The sequence below is a fragment of the Streptomyces sp. NPDC090119 genome, assembly GCF_044747085.1.
GTDB lineage: Bacteria > Actinomycetota > Actinomycetes > Streptomycetales > Streptomycetaceae > Streptomyces.
Genome location: NZ_JBIVDK010000005.1, coordinates 610,892 through 627,604 on the forward strand (window position 1 = coordinate 610,892; position 16,713 = coordinate 627,604).

Here is a 16,713-nt window from a genome sequence, read left to right on the forward strand (position 1 = left end):
CCCGGACCCCGAAATCCGGGGCCTGACCTTTGCCGTCTGTCACCCAGCTCTGACCAAGGCCATTCCATCGAGTGAGCAATGCGCCATCCGGCTGACGGGGGCCGGGGCCCCAACTATGGTGCGGCGCATGCGGTCCGGCACTTGGCCCACCGGCATTGCGATGTCAGTGACGGGTGCCACAGTGGGGGAGTGGGCAACCGCCAGGACAGGACGCGATCGGCACGGAGGGGGTGAGCGTCGCGCATGACCGGAACCGGTGGGGAGCTGGGCGCACGGGCCGCGCGTTCGCGCGCGCTGGCCGTGCTGCGGGTGCGTAGCCGGGCGCTGGCCGTGGCACTGCTGCCCGCGGCCGCCGAGGTGATCCTGCTGACCGGTGGTGCCACCGGCCAGTTCGCCGGCCCGGGCTGGGACACGGCCCGCTGGGTGGTGGGCGTCCTCGCGGTGCTGGTGCTGCTGGCGGCCGCCGCCGTCGCCCTCGTGGTGGCCCGCGCCCGCCCGGCCGCGAGCCCCACGGTGGCGGTGTCCGAGCGCTCCGCCCCCGACCTGTACCGGATGGTGCGCGACCTGGCCGACCGGCTCGACGTGCCCGCGCCCTCCGCGATAGCGCTCACCCCGGACTGCGACAGCTGGCTGGAGGACCGTACGCACCCGGCTCACGCCCCGCCCGTGACGCGCGCGCCGGACGAGCCGGTGATCCCCGGCACCCGTGCCGAGCGTCGGCCCGCCGTCCCGGCGCCGGTGCTCGTCATCGGGTCGCCGTTCCTGTGGTGGATGCGGGTCGCCGAGCTGCGCGCGGTGCTCGCCCCGGTCGTCGCCGGTACGGGCCCGTCCGCGCAGCCCGACATAGCCGCCGCCCGCCGCTTCGTCCGTGGCCTGGACGCCGCGGTGGCCGTGGCCGACGCACCGGGCCGCGGCCCGCTGACCCGCGGTGGGTACGCGGCCCTCGGCCGGGTGGCCCGGCTGCTGCTGCGCGGCTGCCGTGAGCACGCCGCGCTGATGGAGCGCGGGGTGGCCACGGCCGCCGCCGAGCGCGCCCAGTCGGTGGACTACGGACCCCGGATCGCCGCCCAGGAGCAGGTCGGGCTGGCGTACGCGGGCTGGGACCGGCTGCTGACCAAGGTGGCGCTGCCCGCCTGGCGGATGGGCCGGTGGCCCTCCCGGCTGGACGTGGGCGTGGCCGCCGCGCTGACCGAGCTGTCCCGGCGCGACCGGCTGGCCGACGGCTTCGCCGCCCGCCTCGGCGAGCGTCCCGCCTGCGATCTGCTGGAGGAGCCCGGCGCGGTGGACGAGGCGGTGTCCCTGCTCACCGCCCGCCTGTTCCACGGCGGCCCGGCCGAGTCCGGTCCCCGCTGGGCGCCGGTGGACTGGCAGGCGTACCCGGAGGAGGTCGTGGACCGCACCTGGCGCGCGGAGGCGGCCCGGCTGCACCGGGTGCTGGACTCGCTGGGCGTCAGCCCCAGCCTGGACCCGGCCACCCCCGATCCCGGCGGCCCCACCCTGGCCCGCGTCCTGGACCACCTCGCCGAGCCCGCGGCGGACGCCGTCCCGACGGTCCCGGCACCCACGGTGCCCCCCGACGACGAGGACGGCGCCGACCCCGACCCCGCCACCGAGCGCAGCGCGCTCCTCGCGGCCGGGCTCAGCGCGGCCCTCGCCCGTGAGGAGAGCGCCGTACCGCAGGGCGTGCGGGCGCAGGGCCCGGACAGCGCGCTCTGGGAGGACGGCGACCTGCCGCTGTTCCCGCTCCAGCCCCCGCGCACCGGCCGGGAGCTGCTCGCCGCGCACATCACCGCGATGATCTGCTGCGCGGCCGTCGACACCGCCGGAGCCGCCCCCGGCCTGGACTGGCTGGACGGCCCCACCCTGCTGCTGGACGGCGAGCGCGCCGCCGACCTCACCCCGAAGGTGCTCAGCCTGATCGAGGAGGGCGATCCGGCCCCGCTGCGCGCCTGGCTGGCCGAGTCCGGGATACGGCCGGAGAAGCCGGTCCGGCTGAGCTGAGCCACGACCCCACGAGCCACGACCCCACGAGCCACCACCGGGCACCAGGAGTCCCGGCGGTTCCCCGGCGTAACGGAGCAGTGCCTTCCACTTCAGGCCAATTCACAACGAACAGTGACCGGAGTCGTGCGTTATGTGATGTGCTGGGACCGGCACGCACATGGCACGGGCATACGACACACGCCCGCACGGCCGAGCGATCCGGCGCACCGAGCACACCCGAGACGGCAGGCGACGGCACCGGGTCCGGTCCTGGCACCACAGACAACGCCATAACGGCAACGGGGGACACGAGGGAGGGGGCGTCCATGACCTCGGAACACATCCGCCGCTGGGAGTCGGGAGCGCTCGCGCACGCCGTCACCGACCCCTTCGGCCAGGGCCCGGTCCCCTGGCTGCGCGGCAGTGAGACCTACTTCGACGACACCGGCCAGGTGGTCCCCTGGTACGTCGACACCACCCAGCCGGTCACCACCCGGCCCGGCCGTGCCGGAACGCCCCGGGTCCCGGCCCCGCGTTCGGCCGGTCCCGGGCCGCGCTCGGCCGACGACGTGGGCCGCCAGATCAAGGGGTTCGCGTCCACCGGCGCGGTGGCGCCCGGCGAGGCGATCGACTTCCACATCACGGTCGACCCGCCGCAGGAGTTCAGCGTCGACATCTACCGGATCGGCCACTACGCCGGTCACGGCGCCGCCAAGATCACCACCAGCCCCCGGCTCTCCGGCATCGTCCAGACCGCGCCGCTGGCCGCCGACCGCACGGTCTCCTGCCACCACTGGTGGCTGTCCTGGCGCCTCCAGGTGCCCGCCGAGTGGCGCGTCGGCGCGTACGTCGCCGTCCTCACCACCGCCGACGGCTACCGCTCCCACGTGCCGTTCACGGTTCGCGACGACGAGCCCGCCGACCTCCTGCTGCTGCTCCCGGACATCACCTGGCAGGCGTACAACCTGTACCCGGAGGACGGCCGGACCGGTGCCAGCCTCTACCACGCGTGGGACGAGAAGGGCTCCCTGCTCGGCGAGGCCGACGCCGCCACCACCGTCTCCTTCGACCGCCCCTACGCCGGTGCGGGCCTGCCCCTGCACGTCGGCCACGCCTACGACTTCATCCGCTGGGCCGAGCGCTACGGCTACGACCTCGCCTACGCCGACGCCCGCGACCTGCACGCCGGACGCGTCGACCCCACCCGGTACCGGGGCCTGGTCTTCCCCGGGCACGACGAGTACTGGTCGGTGCCGATGCGGCGGGCGGTGGAGGAGGCCCGCGACCGGGGGACCTCGCTGGTCTTCCTGTCGGCCAACACCATGTACTGGCAGGTGGAGTTGTCGCCCTCCGCGTCCGGGGTGCCGGACCGGCTGCTGACCTGCCGCAAGCGCAAGGGCCCCGGCAGGCCGGTGCTGTGGCGGGAGATCGACCGCCCCGAGCAGCAGGTGATCGGCATCCAGTACGCGGGCCGGGTGCCCGAGCCGCATCCGCTGATCGTCCGCAACGCCGGACACTGGCTGTGGGACGCCACCGGTGCCCGCGAGGGCGACGAGATCGAGAACCTGGTCGCGGGCGAGGCCGACCGGTACTTCCCGCGCACCGCCCTGCCCGAGCACGAGGAGCGCGTCCTGCTCGCCCACTCCCCCTACACCGACGGCGAGGGCGCCCGGCGGCACCAGGAGACCTCGCTGTACCGCGCCCCCTCCGGCGCCTGGGTCTTCGCCTCCGGCACCTTCGCCTGGTCCCCGGCGCTGGACCGGCCCGGCCATGTGGACGCCCGCGTCCAGCGGGCCACCGCCAACCTGCTGGACCGTATCTGCAAGCGGGACTGACCCGTATCCGCAGGCGGGACCGACCCTGCCACCTGCCCGGTCACCGGCATACGGGAGAATCGAGGCAGTTGGACAGAACCACGGGGAGGAACCGTGTCCGGATTCGTAGAAAAGCCCGAGCCGATCCAGGTTCCGGGGCTGGTGCACCTGCACACCGGCAAGGTGCGCGAGCTGTACCGCGACGCGGCGGGCGACCTCGTGATGGTCGCCAGCGACCGCATCTCCGCGTACGACTGGGTGCTGCCCACCGAGATCCCCGACAAGGGCCGGGTGCTGACCCAGCTGTCGCTGTGGTGGTTCGACCAGCTGCGCGACCTGGCGCCGAACCACGTCATCAGCACCGACCTGCCGAAGGGCGCCCCGGCCGACTGGGCGGGCCGCACCCTGGTCTGCAAGTCGCTGGACATGGTCCCGGTGGAGTGCGTGGCCCGCGGCTATCTGACCGGCTCCGGCCTCGCGGAGTACCAGGAGTCCCGTACGGTCTGCGGGCTCGCGCTGCCCGAGGGCCTCGTCGACGGCTCGGAGCTGCCCGGCCCGATCTTCACCCCGGCCACCAAGGCCGAGGTCGGCGAGCACGACGAGAACGTGTCGTACGAGGAGGTGGCCCGCCAGGTCGGCGCCGAGACCGCCGCCCAGCTCCGCCAGAGCACCCTCGCGGTGTACGCGCGCGCCCGGGACATCGCCCGGGACCGGGGGATCGTGCTGGCGGACACCAAGTTCGAGTTCGGCTTCGACGGCGACACCCTGGTCCTCGCCGACGAGGTGCTCACCCCGGACTCGTCCCGCTTCTGGCCGGCCGAGACCTACGAGCCGGGCCACGCCCAGCCGTCGTACGACAAGCAGTTCGTGCGGGACTGGCTGACCGGCCCCGAGTCCGGCTGGGACCGCAAGAGCGAGCAGCCCCCGCCCGCGCTGCCCGAGCAGGTCGTGGCGGACACCCGCGCCAAGTACATCGAGGCGTACGAGCGGCTGACCGGCACCCGCTGGTGACGCGAGAAGCCCCCGGTCCGAGAACCGGGGGCTTCTTCATGGAGCGGACGACGAGGCTCGAACTCGCGACCTCAACCTTGGCAAGGTTGCGCTCTACCAACTGAGCTACGTCCGCAGTGCGCCGTGGCGCGGAGCCAACTATACCCAACCCCGGTCGCGTGCGAGACGCACCGCGGTGTGCCGGTTCTCCGCGCCCAGCTTGGTGACGGCCGAGGACAGATAGTTCCGCACCGTCCCCGGCGACAGCGCGGCCCGCTCGGCGATCTCCGTGACCGGTGCCCCGTCGGCCGCCAGTTCCAGCACCTCGGCCTCCCGCGCGGTCAGCGGGGAGTCCCCGGCGGAGATCGCGTCGGCGGCCAACTCGGGGTCGACGTACCGGCTTCCGGCGTGCACGGTCCGGATGATCTCGGCGAGCCGCTCGGCGCTGACCGTCTTCGGGACGAACCCCCGCACCCCTGCCGCGAGCGCCCGCTTCAGATGGCCGGGGCGCCCGTGCCCGGTCACGATCAGCACCTGGCAGTCGGGCAGTTCGGCCCGCAGGGATGTGGCCACCCTCACACCGTCGGCGCCCGGCATCTGCAGATCCAGCACCGCCACGTCCGGGGCGTGGGCCCGCGCCATCGCCAGCGCCTCCGGCCCGCTCGCCGCCTCCGCGACGACGACCAGATCGTCCTCCAGCGAGAGCAGCGCGGCCAGCGCGCCCCGGATCAGATGCTCGTCGTCGGCGAGCAGCAGCCGTACGCGAGTGGGGGGTGTCGTCGTCATGGGGACCTCGTCGGTCGATGGGACCTGGTTCACCGCTGCGTGCCCTCCGCCGAGAGCTCCGGCTCGCCGTCGGACGGGACCCGTGGCGCCGCGTCCCCGGCCGGGCTCAGCGGCACGCGCGCCGTCAGCCGGTAGCGGCCCGGCCCCACGGGCCCGGCGCGCAGGGTGCCGTCGAGTCCGGCCAGGCGTTCGCGCAGACCGGCCAGACCCGTGCCCGGGCGGTCACCGGGCGGCGCGGGGCGTACGCCGTCGTTCTCCACGCAGAGCTCCACACCGGAGTCCGTCACGCTGAGGGTCACCGCGCACTCACGGGGGTCGCCGTGCCGGAGCACGTTGGTCGCGGCCTCCCGGACCACCCAGGCGAGGCCGGACCGCACCTGGAGCGGCAGCTCGGCCGCCGACCGGCTGCCGGTGATCGAGCAGTCGATCCCGGCGGCCGTCAACACGCCCTGGGCACCTGCGAGTTCCGCGGCGAGGTCGACCTCCCGGTAGCCGCGCACCACCGCGCGCACCTCGCGCTGCGACTCCTGCGCCAGCCGCTGCGCCTCGATCATCTGCTCCACCGCCTCCGGGCTGCCGCGCCGCCCCAGCCGCACCGCCAGCTCGGCCTTCAGGGCGATCACCGCCAGATTGCGGCCCAGTACGTCGTGCAGGTCGCGTCCGAAGCGCAGCCGCTCCTCCGCGACGGCGAGCCGGGCGCGCGTCTCGCGGGCCTCGTCGAGCTCGTAGACGGCGTTCAGCAGCCAGACGGAGAACAGGGAGGTGAAGGCGAGGAACCCGGCGCCGATCAGCACCGCCAGCGTCGTGCCGAGCCCGGTGAGCCCGGGGATGTGGAGCGGGTAGGTGTACAGGCCCGCGCCGGCCGCGAAGCCCACCACGATCGCGAGCACCCGGCGCCGGTCGCGCACACCGAGCGCGATGGTGCCGCCACCGAAGCTGAGCGAGCCCGCGAAGAGCGTTCCCGTCCCCGTCGACGCGGCGTCGCCGTGCGGGCCGTGCTGGGCGACGGCGACGCTGGTCACCGCGACGGCGGCGGTGACGGCGGCCAGCGTCCACAGCAGCCGTACCGGCTGGGGGCGCAGGCCGCGCGTCCAGTCCAGTGACCGGGCCGCGGTCGCCGCGCAGACGGCGGCGTGCAGGCACACGAGCAGGACCAGCCAGGCTCCCTGGGCGCCCGGCAGATGCGAGAGGAGGGGAAGCCCGACCGACGCGACCTCGAGCACGGCGAAGACGTGGAACGACCACCGTGTGTACGTCTCGACCTTGGCCGGAGTGCTCTTCCGGCGCCACCAGCCGACCGGCCCGCGCATGTCCCGCCCCCCTTCGCCGGGCACCGTCGGCCCCGGCCGGTTCAGCGCCGTGGCTCCCACCGGAACCACCGCCGTACAGCAAACACGGCGACGCCCGTCCAGACCAGTGCGACGGTCACGGCCCGTAGGGCTTCGCCCGCGCCGAGGTCGCCGGTCCAGCCCGCGCGCACCAGGGTGATCACCGGGGTGAGCGGCAGCAGTTCGCAGAGGCGGGCCAGCCGGTCGGGGAAGAGTTCCAGCGGGATGGTGACACCGGAGCCGAGTGCCGAGAGGAGCACCAGGGGGACCGTGGTGAGCTGGGCGCTCTCGGCGGTCCGGGTCCAGACGGCGGTGAGCGCGGCGAGCGCGCCGCACATCACCATCCCCACGCCCACGCCGACCAGGGCGAGTTGGGGAGCGCGCGGGGCGGGGACGTGCAGCAGGGCCGTGCACGCGGCCGTCAGGACCGCGCACTGCGCGAGAGCGACACAGACGGCGGGCAGCGCGGCACCGGCGAGGATCTCGGCGTCCCGCGGCTCGCCGGTGCGCAGCCGCTTGAAGACGAGCTGTTCGCGCCGGGCGACGAACACGCCGACGAGGGTGGAGTAGACGGCGAACAGCAGCGAGAAGCCGATGGACGCGGGCACCATGACCAGGCCGACGGTGAGTCCCGCGTCCTTCAGGTCCATCTGCCCGACCCCCGAGCGCACGCTGAACGGCAGGACCAGCGGCACGAGCACGGTGGCGGCCAGGGTGCCCCGGTTCCGCGCGAACGAGGACAGCTCGGCGCGGGCGAGCGCGGCCATGCGGCCCGGCGAGGTGGTGCGTTCCGCGGCTGCGGTGCGCGAGGTGAGGTGCGTGCCGCTCATCGGGCGTACTCCTTCCGACCGGACCCGGAGGTCTCGCGTGCGATCTCGAGGAACGCCTCCTCGAGCGAGGCGGACCGGGCGTCCAGCCCGCGCAGTTCCACCCCCGCCCCGCGGGCCCACAGCAGCAACTCGGTGGTGGTGCGCTGCAGTTCGTGGGTGCGTAGCCGGATGGTCCGGGCGTCGACGTCGTGGCCGCAGGCGCCCATCTCGTGGAGCGGGGGCAGGTCGCCGGGGAACCAGCCCTCGGGCAGCCGGAAAGAGATGCTGGACGGGCGGTCCGCGGTCACCTCGGCCGGTGTGCCGGTGACGGCGATGGACCCCTCGTGCAGGATGGCGAGCCGGTCGGCGAGCCCTTCCGCCTCCTCCAGATAGTGCGTCGTGAGCAGCACGGTCGTGCCCGCGTCCCGCAGCGAGCGCACCAACTCCCAGGTGTCCCGGCGCCCTTCGGCGTCCAGTCCGGTCGTCGGCTCGTCCAGGAACAGCACCTCGGGGTCGCCGAGCAGCGCGAGTGCCAGGTCGAGCCGTCGCCGCTCGCCGCCGGACAGCTGCTTGACGCGTACGCCGCTCTTCCCGGCCAGGCCGACCCGCTCCAGCACCTCCGCTCCGGGCCGGGCCCCGCTGGTGCACCCCGCCCACATGCGGGCGGTCTCCGTGACGGTGAGGTCGGCCGGGAAGCCGCCCTCCTGGAGCATGACCCCGGTACGGGGGCGTACGGCGGCGCGCTCGCGGTGGGGATCGTGGCCGAACACCCGGACCCGGCCGCCCGCCGGACGGGCCAGCCCCTCCAGCAGCTCGACGGTCGACGTCTTGCCCGCGCCGTTGGTGCCGAGCAGGGCGAAGACCTCCCCGCGGGCCACGGAGAAGGTGATGCCCCGCACGGCCTCGAACCCGGTGCCGTAGACGCGCCACAGGTCGGTGACCTGGATCACGTGCTCTTGCTCGTCGCTGTCCATGCTGTCCATGAAGCCAGCGTCCCGGCGGCCCGGCCGGTCCGGCAGTGCGCGGTGTCATCGGTCGGCATGACAAATGTCAGCCCGGCGAGCGGGCATGAAAAAGGCCCCGGTCCGAAGACCGGGGCCTTTTCTCTGAGCGGACGACGAGGCTCGAACTCGCGACCTCAACCTTGGCAAGGTTGCGCTCTACCAACTGAGCTACGTCCGCACTGCTCCCGACCGGCTCCCACCGATCGGTGCGAGCACCAGCCTACCTGATCCAAAAGGATGGTCATGACCGGTGCCAGAGCGGGTGACAGGAATCGCACACTGCGCCTCCCCCCTGGAAGGGGGGTGTTCTACTACTGAACTACACCCGCACGCTCCGTGGGTTTCGGCCTTTCGGCCTCGCCCCTCGGCGTGTGCCAGACATTAGCCGATCAGCAGGGGGGTTGCGCAAGTCGGTTCCCCCCGAGGACAGGTGAACGACTCTCAGGGCCCGGGCTCCGGGGCCCTGAGGGGTCCGCCGTGCGGGCTCAGCGGGCCTCGCTGAACGCCTCGTAGACCTTCTTCGGGATACGGCCGCGCGCGGGGACCTCCATCTTGTTCGCCTGGGCCCAGGCGCGGATCGCCGCCGGGTCGGGGGCGACCTCGGTCTGCTTGTACGCCTTCCCGGACCGGGCGCGTTTGCGGCCGGCCTCCACGTAGGGCGCGAGCGCCTTGCGCAGTTTCTTGGCGTTGGTTTCGTTCAGGTCGATCTCGTACGACTTGCCGTCCAGTCCGAAGGCGATCGTTTCCGCCGCTTCCGAGCCGTCGATGTCGTCGAAGAGCGTGACCACGACTTTTTGCGCCACGGATATCGGTCCTTTCGTATCGGCTATCGCCAATTCATTTGTACAGTGCCCGGCAATAAAATGGGAAGCCCTACTGAATACGTCCGCGTGTCCCGGCTCAATAGGCATCACGGGTGGACCGCAGAACTTTCCCAGAAATTTTCATCACGGCAGGTGTTCGACACCCGATCGTGATGCGGGTCACGTAGAAACCTCCAACTCTACTCGCGTAGAAATTTTGTACGGGTAGTCTGAAGGAACCTGCTCAGCACCACACATCGGGAGTGCCAGTGGCACGCGTCGTAGTCGACGTCATGCTCAAGCCGGAGATCCTCGACCCCCAGGGCCAGGCGGTCCAGCGTGCGCTGCCGCGCCTGGGTTTCGCAGGGATCTCGGACGTCCGTCAGGGAAAGCGATTCGAGCTGGAAGTGGAGGGGCCGGTCGACGAGGCCGCCCTCGCCCGCATCCGTGATCTGGCGGAATCCTTCCTCGCCAACACCGTGATCGAAGACTTCACCGTGAAGGTGGAGGAAGTAGCGGGGGCCGCCGAGTGACCGCTCGTATTGGTGTCGTCACATTTCCGGGAAGCCTCGACGACCGTGACACCCGGCGCGCGATCACCCTCGCGGGCGCCGAACCGGTGGCTCTCTGGCACAAGGACAAGGACCTGAAGCAGGTCGACGCCGTGGTGCTGCCCGGCGGTTTCTCCTACGGCGACTATCTGCGCGCCGGGGCGATCTCCCGCTTCTCGCCCGTGATGGAGACCGTCATCGAGCAGGCGAAGGCCGGCCTTCCGGTCCTCGGTATCTGCAACGGCTTCCAGGTCCTCACTGAGGCGCATCTGCTGCCCGGCGGGATGCTCGGCAACGACCACCTCCACTTCATCTGCCGCGACCAGAAGCTGCGGGTGGAGAACGCGGAGACCTCCTGGACCGGCGACTACCGCCAGGGCCAGGAGATCCACATCCCGCTGAAGAACATGGACGGCCGGTACGTCGCCGACGCGTACACGCTCGACGAGCTGGAGGCGGAGGGCCGGGTGGTCTTCCGCTACCTGGACGTGAACCCCAACGGCTCGCTGCGCGACATCGCCGGCATCACCAACGAGGCCGGGAACGTCGTCGGCCTCATGCCGCACCCCGAGCACGCCGTCGAGCCGCTGATCGGAACCGGCCGCACCGACGGCCTCCCGTTCTTCACCTCGATCCTGAAGAAGCTGGTCAACGCATGAGCCGGACGCCTCTGGACACGGTCGACAACGCGGCCGCGACCCCCGACGTCGAGCTTCCCTGGGCCGAACTCGGCCTGAAGAAGGACGAGTACGAGCGCGTGGTCGAGATCCTCGGCCGCCGCCCGACCGGTGCCGAGCTCGCCATGTACTCGGTGATGTGGTCCGAGCACTGCTCGTACAAGTCCTCCAAGGTCCACCTGCGCCAGTTCGGCGAGAAGGCGCCCCACTCGGACGCCATGCTCGTCGGCATCGGTGAGAACGCCGGTGTGGTGGACGTCGGCCAGGGCTACGCCGTCACCTTCAAGGTCGAGTCGCACAACCACCCCTCCTACGTCGAGCCCTACCAGGGCGCGGCCACGGGCGTGGGCGGCATCGTGCGCGACATCATCGCCATGGGCGCCCGCCCGGTCGCGGTCGTGGACCCGCTGCGCTTCGGCGCCGCCGACCACCCCGACACCAAGCGGGTGCTGCCCGGCGTGGTCGCGGGCATCGGCGGCTACGGCAACTGTCTGGGCCTGCCCAACATCGGCGGCGAGGTCGTCTTCGACGCCTGCTACCAGGGCAACCCGCTGGTGAACGCCGGTGCCATCGGCGTCATGCGACACGAGGACATCCACCTCGCGAAGGCCTCCGGCACCGGCAACAAGGTCATCCTCTACGGCGCCCGGACCGGCGGCGACGGCATCGGCGGCGCCTCGATCCTGGCCTCCGAGACCTTCGACGACGCCAAGCCCTCCAAGCGCCCCGCGGTGCAGGTCGGCGACCCCTTCCAGGAGAAGCTCCTCATCGAGTGCACCCTGGAGGCGTTCAAGGAGAAGCTCGTCGTCGGCATCCAGGACCTCGGCGCGGCGGGCCTGTCCTGCGCGACGAGCGAGCTGGCCTCCAACGGCTCCGGCGGCATGCGCGTCACGCTCGACGACGTACCGCTGCGCGACTCCACGCTCTCGCCGGAGGAGATCCTCATGAGCGAGTCGCAGGAACGCATGTGCGCGGTGGTCGAGCCGGAGAAGGTCGACCGCTTCCTGGAGATCTGCGAGAAGTGGGACGTCATCGCCACCGTCATCGGTGAGGTCACCGACGGCGACCGGCTGGAGATCTTCTGGCACGGGGAGAAGATCGTCGACGTCGACCCGCGCACCGTCGCCCACGACGGCCCGGTCTACGAGCGTCCCTACGCCCGCCCCGACTGGCAGGACGCCCTCCAGGCCGACGACGCCAACAAGCTGCCCCGCCCGGCCACGCCCGAGGAACTGCGCGAGCAGGTCCTGAAGCTGGTCGCGTCGCCCAACCAGGCGTCGAAGAAGTGGATCACCTCGCAGTACGACCACTTCGTGCAGGGCAACACCGTCCTCGCGCAGCCGGAGGACTCCGGCATGATCCGCGTGGACGAGGAGACCGGCCTCGGCGTCGCCATCGCCACCGACGGTAACGGCCGCTACGCCAAGCTCGACCCGTACACGGGTGCGCAGCTGGCGCTGGCGGAGGCGTACCGGAACGTGGCCACGACCGGCGCGAAGCCCCTTGCGGTCTCCGACTGCCTGAACTTCGGTTCGCCCGAGGACCCGGCCGTGATGTGGCAGTTCGCGGAGGCCGTGCGCGGTCTGGCGGACGGCTGCCTCCAGCTCGGTACCCCGGTGACCGGCGGCAACGTCTCGCTGTACAACCAGACCGGCGAGGCGGCGATCCACCCGACCCCGGTGGTCGCGGTGCTCGGCGTCATCGACGACGTGGCCCGGCGCACCCCGGTCGCCTTCCAGGAGGAGGGCCAGCTCCTCTACCTGCTGGGCGACACCTCCGAGGAGTTCGGCGGCTCGGCCTGGTCGCAGGTCGTCCACGACCACCTCGGCGGGCTGCCCCCGAAGGTCGACCTGGAGCGGGAGCGGCTGCTCGCCGAGATCCTGATCTCCGCCTCCCGTGACGGCATGATCGACTCCGCGCACGACCTCTCCGACGGCGGTCTGATCCAGGCCGTGGTCGAGTCGGCGCTGCTCGGGGAGAAGGGCGCGCGGCTGATCGTCCCGGACGGTCTGGACGCGTTCACCTTCCTCCTCTCGGAGTCGGCGGGCCGCGCCCTCGTCGCCGTACCCCGCTCGGAGGAGCTGCGCTTCACCGACATGTGCGGCGCGCGGGGCCTCCCGGCCACCCGGATCGGTGTCGTCGACGGTGACTCGGTCGACATCCAGGGCGCGTTCACCCTGCCCCTGGCCGAGCTGCGCGAGGCGCACGAGAACACCATCCCGGCGCTGCTGGCATAGGCACCGGATGTGACGGACGAGGCCCCCCGCTTCCCGAGCGGGGGGCCTCGTGCTGCCCATGCCCTCGCTATGCCGGAACCGGCTCCCGCAGCACCGGCTCGCCCGGAACGGCCCGCCGCCTCGGCAGCCGCAGCGCCAGCAGCAGGCACACCAGCATGATCCCGGCGCCGCACAGGAACACCGTGTCGGTGGCGGAGACGTACGCGGTCATGCCCCGCACCCGGTCCGTACCCCGCAGCGCGGCCAGGGAGCCGACGTCGCCGGGGCCGTCGTAGAGGCGGCTGATCAGCGAGCCGAAGAGTGCGGCGCCGAGCGCGGTGCCGAGGGTCTGGAAGAAGCGGACGGCGGTGGTGGCCACCCCGAGCTGCCGCGCCGGGGCGGCGGCCTGCACCAGCTGGATGAGCTGGCCGAGGAGTTGCCCGAACCCGGCGCCGAGCAGCAGCAGGGCGCCGCGCACCTGCCAGAGCGAGGTGGTGGTGCCGGTGTCGGCCAGCAGGAGGAACGCGGCCAGGGTGACGGTCGCGCCGCTGATCACGAACGTCCGCTCGGACCAGCCGCGTGCGGTGAGCCGACCGGTGAGCAGGCCGACGGTCATGATGCCCACCGCCATCGGCACCAGGAACAGCCCCGCGGCGGAGCTGGGGACGGCGCGGACGAGCTGGAGGTAGATCAGCACGTAGTACGTCGCACCGGTCATGGCCAGCCCGATCAGGCCCTGGATGGCGAAGCCGAGGCGGAGTTCGGGCACCCGGAACATCGGCAGCGGCAGGATCGGCTCGGCCGCGCGGGCCTGGCGGACGAGCAGCAGCACGAGCGCGGCGACGCAGCCCAGGACCAGGCCGATGATCTGCGGCGAGGCCCACGCGTACTGCTTGCCGCCCCACTCGGTGGCCAGCAGCAGGGTGGTCGCGAAGCCCGCGGCGAGGGCGGCGCCGGGGAAGTCGATGGCGTGCGAGCGGGTGCCGCGCGGGAGCCTGAGGACGATCACGGCGGTGACCAGCGCGGCGACGCCGAGGGGCAGGTTGATGAGGAAGGCCCACCGCCAGCTCGCGTGCTGGGCGAGGAAGCCGCCGAGCCAGGGCCCGACCGCCATGCCGCCGCCCGCGACCACCCCGCCCGTGCCCGCGCCCTTGTTCCGCTCCGCGCCGGGCTCCCTGAGCTGCGCGATCACCACCATGGTGACGCTCATCAGGCCGCCCGCGCCGACGCCCTGCACCGCGCGGGACGCGATCAGCCAGCCCAGCGAAGGGGCCGCGCCGCACAGCGCCGAGCCGGTCAGGAAGGCGCCGAGCGCGCCGAGGAAGACGGGCTTGGCGCCGAGCGTGTCGCAGAGCTTTCCGTAGAGCGGCAGCATCGCGGCGGAGGCCAGGGAGAACGCGCTGACCAGCCAGGGAATCCTGGCGATGCCATGGGCCGGATCGAGGTCCCGGACGATCGGGACGGTCGCGGCGGACACGATCTGCAGGTCGAGGACGGCCAGGACGATCGTGACCAGGCAGACGAGCGTGGCGAGGCGGCGCTGGGTCGCAGTCATGAGCGACACCATGCCCGCTATTCATATACCGAGTCAATGTTTTATCTCGGCTCAAAGTTCATCTTGGCCTAAAGTTGGGCGCGGTAAGTTGGGCGCATGGCTGAGGCGATGGGGCTGCGCGAGCGCAAGAAGCTGCAGACGGGGCGACGAATCCACCGGGCCGCGATCGACCTGTTCGTGGAGCGGGGTTTCGAGAGCGTGTCCGTGCAGGAGATCGCGGATGCCGCCGAGGTCTCCAAGATGACCGTCTTCAACTACTTCCCCACCAAGGAAGACCTGGTCTTCAAGCCGATGGAGGAGCACTTCGCGGACGCCGCCCGCGCCGTGCGCGACCGGGCACCGGGCGAGTCGGCCGTGGCCGCCGTACGCAGGCAGTTCCTGGAGATGGTCGAGAACCGCGACCCCGCGATCGGCCTCAACCCCGAGCCGTTCGCCCGCCAGATCCGCCAACTGGTGCTCGCCACCCCGGTGCTGACCGAGCGCGCCCTCCTCGCCGCCCAGCGCGGTGCCCGGGAACTCACCGCGCTGCTGGCCGCCGAGACCGGCGACCTGATGCGGGCCACCGTCGCCGCCGCCACCCTCAGCGCCGCCCGCAACGCGCTGATCGAGGAGCACCACCGCCGGGTGGCCGAGGGCGAGAGCCTGGATCTGATCGTCGCCGAGGCGCCCGAGCGCGCCCGAGCCGCCTTCGACCTGATCGAGAGCGGCCTGCGGGGTTACGCCGTCCGGGAGTCCGGCGGTGCCGAGGGCGCATAGGCTCACCGCCATGCCCCCGGCCAAGAAGCGCCCCCGCAAGTACGACCCGCTCCGGACCCGTGCCGCCGTGCTCGCGCAGCTCGGGGCGGTGCGGGAGGCCGTGGAGGGCCTCGCCCCCGATCAACTCGCGCTGCCCACGCGGCGGGAGGGGATGACCGTGCGGGAGCTGGCCGCGCACGTCGCCGCGTCCGTCGTCGCCGTCCGGCAGGCGGTCGAGCGGCCGGCGAAGTTCAAGCAGACGTTGCCGCTCGCGGAGTGGCCGCTGCGCAGGGCCGTCGCCTTCACGCCGGTCCCGCTCGATCTCGGTGGCGCCGAGGACGATCTGCGCGCCCTGCTGGCCGACCACCCCGGCAGCCCGCTGGTGGACACCGGGGCCGGGGTGCTGCCGCTCAACGAGTACCTGGTCACCCGGGCCGTCGAGCTGGTCCTCGCCGCCGACGACCTGTCCGACGCCGTGCCCGGACTCGACGTGCCGCTGGACCGGCACGCGCTCGCCGCCGCGACCCGGCTGCTCGCGGACGCCCTCGCCGTGAAGGCGCCCGGCGGCTCCACCGAGGTACGGGTGCCGCCGTACGCGGTGGTGCAGTGCGTGGAGGGGGTCCGACACACACGGGGGACACCGCCCAACGTGGTCGAGACCGGCCCGCTCACCTGGGTCCGCCTCGCCACCGGCCGTCTGACCTGGGCGGACGCCGTCGAGCAGGCCGAGGTGAGCGCGAGCGGGGAACGCGCCGACCTCTCCGGACTGCTGCCACTCGGCCGATAGCGGGGAACCCCGGCGGTACCGCGCACGTCGAACCGGCATGGACCGGCACACGCAGCGCATGACACTGACCGTGGCCGCCGCGCTCGTACCGCTCGCGGTGGCCTGTGGGAACGACACCGCCGACCCCGGCAGCGGCTCGGTGGCCCCGCCGCCCAAGCTCACCGGCACCGACTGGCGGGTGGACAGCGTCACCGAGGGCGGCACCACGCACCGCGCCCCCGCGGCGGCCCGTATCCGCATCGGCGACGACGGCCGGGCGACCGGCAACCTCGGCTGCAACACGTTCTCCGCGCCCACCACCATCGACGACGGCCGGATCGACTTCGGCACCCTGCGCACGACCCGGATGGCGTGCGACGAACCCCGGATGACCTTCGAACGTGCCCTCACCCGCGCCCTGAACTCCGGCGCGCTCACGGCACGCACCGACGACGGCACCCTCACCCTCACCGCGGAGAAGGGAGCGCGCGTCCAGCTCACGCCGAGCGCCGCCAAATGATGTGCGACACCTCACTCGGGGCCGGGCCCCAGCGGCCCCACAAGCGTCGCCTGAGCCCCACGCACCCGCGACCCGCCTGACGCTCACCTCTCTGACCTGCACAAACGCAGAATCCACCAAAGTGATCGCGAGTCCGAGTTCGGCGAGGGCCACATATCCCCAATTCGGCCCAGCGG

General features: G+C 72.5%; 15 protein-coding genes and 3 tRNA genes. 9 read left to right on the forward strand and 9 right to left on the reverse strand.

The genetic code is table 11. From position 1 onward, the window contains the following. The first annotated feature begins 243 nt into the window (after window positions 1-243). The 3 genes from ACIPPM_RS24325 (at window position 244) to ACIPPM_RS24335 (ending at window position 4,808) form a co-directional block, all read left to right on the forward strand. Window positions 244-2,001, forward strand: coding sequence for a hypothetical protein (locus ACIPPM_RS24325; protein ID WP_401451354.1), 1,758 nt, complete (start codon window positions 244-246; stop codon window positions 1,999-2,001). 308 nt (window positions 2,002-2,309) lie between these two features. Beyond that, window positions 2,310-3,818, forward strand: a complete 1,509-nt coding sequence (locus ACIPPM_RS24330) for a N,N-dimethylformamidase beta subunit family domain-containing protein (protein WP_401451357.1) — start codon at window positions 2,310-2,312, stop codon at window positions 3,816-3,818. Between the two features lie 93 nt (window positions 3,819-3,911). Continuing rightward, window positions 3,912-4,808, forward strand: coding sequence for a phosphoribosylaminoimidazolesuccinocarboxamide synthase (locus ACIPPM_RS24335; protein ID WP_401451359.1), 897 nt, complete (start codon window positions 3,912-3,914; stop codon window positions 4,806-4,808). 39 nt (window positions 4,809-4,847) lie between these two features. On the opposite strand, the gene ACIPPM_RS24340 is transcribed toward ACIPPM_RS24335, so the two are convergent. From ACIPPM_RS24340 to ACIPPM_RS24375, 8 genes are all read right to left on the reverse strand, one after another. Further along, window positions 4,848-4,923: transfer RNA gene (locus tag ACIPPM_RS24340), tRNA-Gly, on the reverse strand. A gap of 23 nt (window positions 4,924-4,946) precedes the next feature. After that, window positions 4,947-5,573, reverse strand: a complete 627-nt coding sequence (locus ACIPPM_RS24345) for a response regulator transcription factor (protein ID WP_401451361.1) — start codon at window positions 5,571-5,573, stop codon at window positions 4,947-4,949. 29 nt (window positions 5,574-5,602) lie between these two features. After that, complete coding sequence (locus ACIPPM_RS24350; RefSeq protein WP_401451363.1) at window positions 5,603-6,883, reverse strand: histidine kinase; 1,281 nt, start codon at window positions 6,881-6,883, stop codon at window positions 5,603-5,605. 41 nt (window positions 6,884-6,924) lie between these two features. Next, window positions 6,925-7,731, reverse strand: a complete 807-nt coding sequence (locus ACIPPM_RS24355) for an ABC transporter permease (protein ID WP_401451365.1) — start codon at window positions 7,729-7,731, stop codon at window positions 6,925-6,927. Continuing rightward, entirely contained in the window at window positions 7,728-8,684 is a 957-nt protein-coding gene (locus ACIPPM_RS24360; RefSeq protein ID WP_401451519.1) for an ABC transporter ATP-binding protein, read from the reverse strand. Before ACIPPM_RS24360 ends, ACIPPM_RS24355 begins: the two co-directional genes overlap by 4 nt. Window positions 8,685-8,819: 135 nt before the next feature. Further along, a tRNA-Gly gene (locus tag ACIPPM_RS24365) sits at window positions 8,820-8,892 on the reverse strand. Window positions 8,893-8,971: 79 nt separating this feature from the next. After that, window positions 8,972-9,043, reverse strand: a tRNA-Gly gene (locus ACIPPM_RS24370). A gap of 156 nt (window positions 9,044-9,199) precedes the next feature. Next, window positions 9,200-9,517, reverse strand: coding sequence for an Lsr2 family protein (locus ACIPPM_RS24375; protein WP_389003337.1), 318 nt, complete (start codon window positions 9,515-9,517; stop codon window positions 9,200-9,202). A gap of 269 nt (window positions 9,518-9,786) precedes the next feature. Between ACIPPM_RS24375 and purS the strand changes: the two genes are divergently transcribed. Genes purS through purL form a run of 3 tightly spaced genes read left to right on the forward strand, consistent with a single transcriptional unit; the run spans window position 9,787 to window position 12,982 of the window. Next, complete coding sequence (purS, locus tag ACIPPM_RS24380; RefSeq protein WP_401451367.1) at window positions 9,787-10,050, forward strand: phosphoribosylformylglycinamidine synthase subunit PurS; 264 nt, start codon at window positions 9,787-9,789, stop codon at window positions 10,048-10,050. After that, a complete protein-coding gene (gene purQ / locus ACIPPM_RS24385; protein WP_401451369.1) occupies window positions 10,047-10,727 on the forward strand; it encodes a phosphoribosylformylglycinamidine synthase subunit PurQ in 681 nt (226 codons plus the stop codon). The genes purS and purQ overlap by 4 nt, the downstream gene beginning before the upstream one ends. Next, window positions 10,724-12,982 (forward strand): phosphoribosylformylglycinamidine synthase subunit PurL, encoded by a 2,259-nt coding sequence (purL, locus tag ACIPPM_RS24390; protein WP_401451371.1) that lies wholly within the window; start codon window positions 10,724-10,726, stop codon window positions 12,980-12,982. The genes purQ and purL overlap by 4 nt, the downstream gene beginning before the upstream one ends. A gap of 67 nt (window positions 12,983-13,049) precedes the next feature. Here purL and ACIPPM_RS24395 read toward each other — a convergent pair whose 3' ends face one another. Beyond that, window positions 13,050-14,516: an MFS transporter gene (locus ACIPPM_RS24395; protein WP_401451373.1), complete on the reverse strand. Its 1,467-nt coding sequence runs from the start codon at window positions 14,514-14,516 to the stop codon at window positions 13,050-13,052. A gap of 96 nt (window positions 14,517-14,612) precedes the next feature. Between ACIPPM_RS24395 and ACIPPM_RS24400 the strand changes: the two genes are divergently transcribed. From ACIPPM_RS24400 to ACIPPM_RS24410, 3 genes are read left to right on the forward strand one after another with little or no spacing between them, the layout of a single operon-like run. Then, window positions 14,613-15,272, forward strand: a complete 660-nt coding sequence (locus ACIPPM_RS24400; RefSeq protein ID WP_401451375.1) for a TetR family transcriptional regulator — start codon at window positions 14,613-14,615, stop codon at window positions 15,270-15,272. 10 nt (window positions 15,273-15,282) lie between these two features. After that, window positions 15,283-16,038: a sterol carrier family protein gene (locus ACIPPM_RS24405; RefSeq protein ID WP_401451378.1), complete on the forward strand. Its 756-nt coding sequence runs from the start codon at window positions 15,283-15,285 to the stop codon at window positions 16,036-16,038. Window positions 16,039-16,096: 58 nt separating this feature from the next. Then, window positions 16,097-16,537 (forward strand): META domain-containing protein, encoded by a 441-nt coding sequence (locus ACIPPM_RS24410; RefSeq protein WP_401451381.1) that lies wholly within the window; start codon window positions 16,097-16,099, stop codon window positions 16,535-16,537. Window positions 16,538-16,713 lie beyond the last annotated feature (176 nt).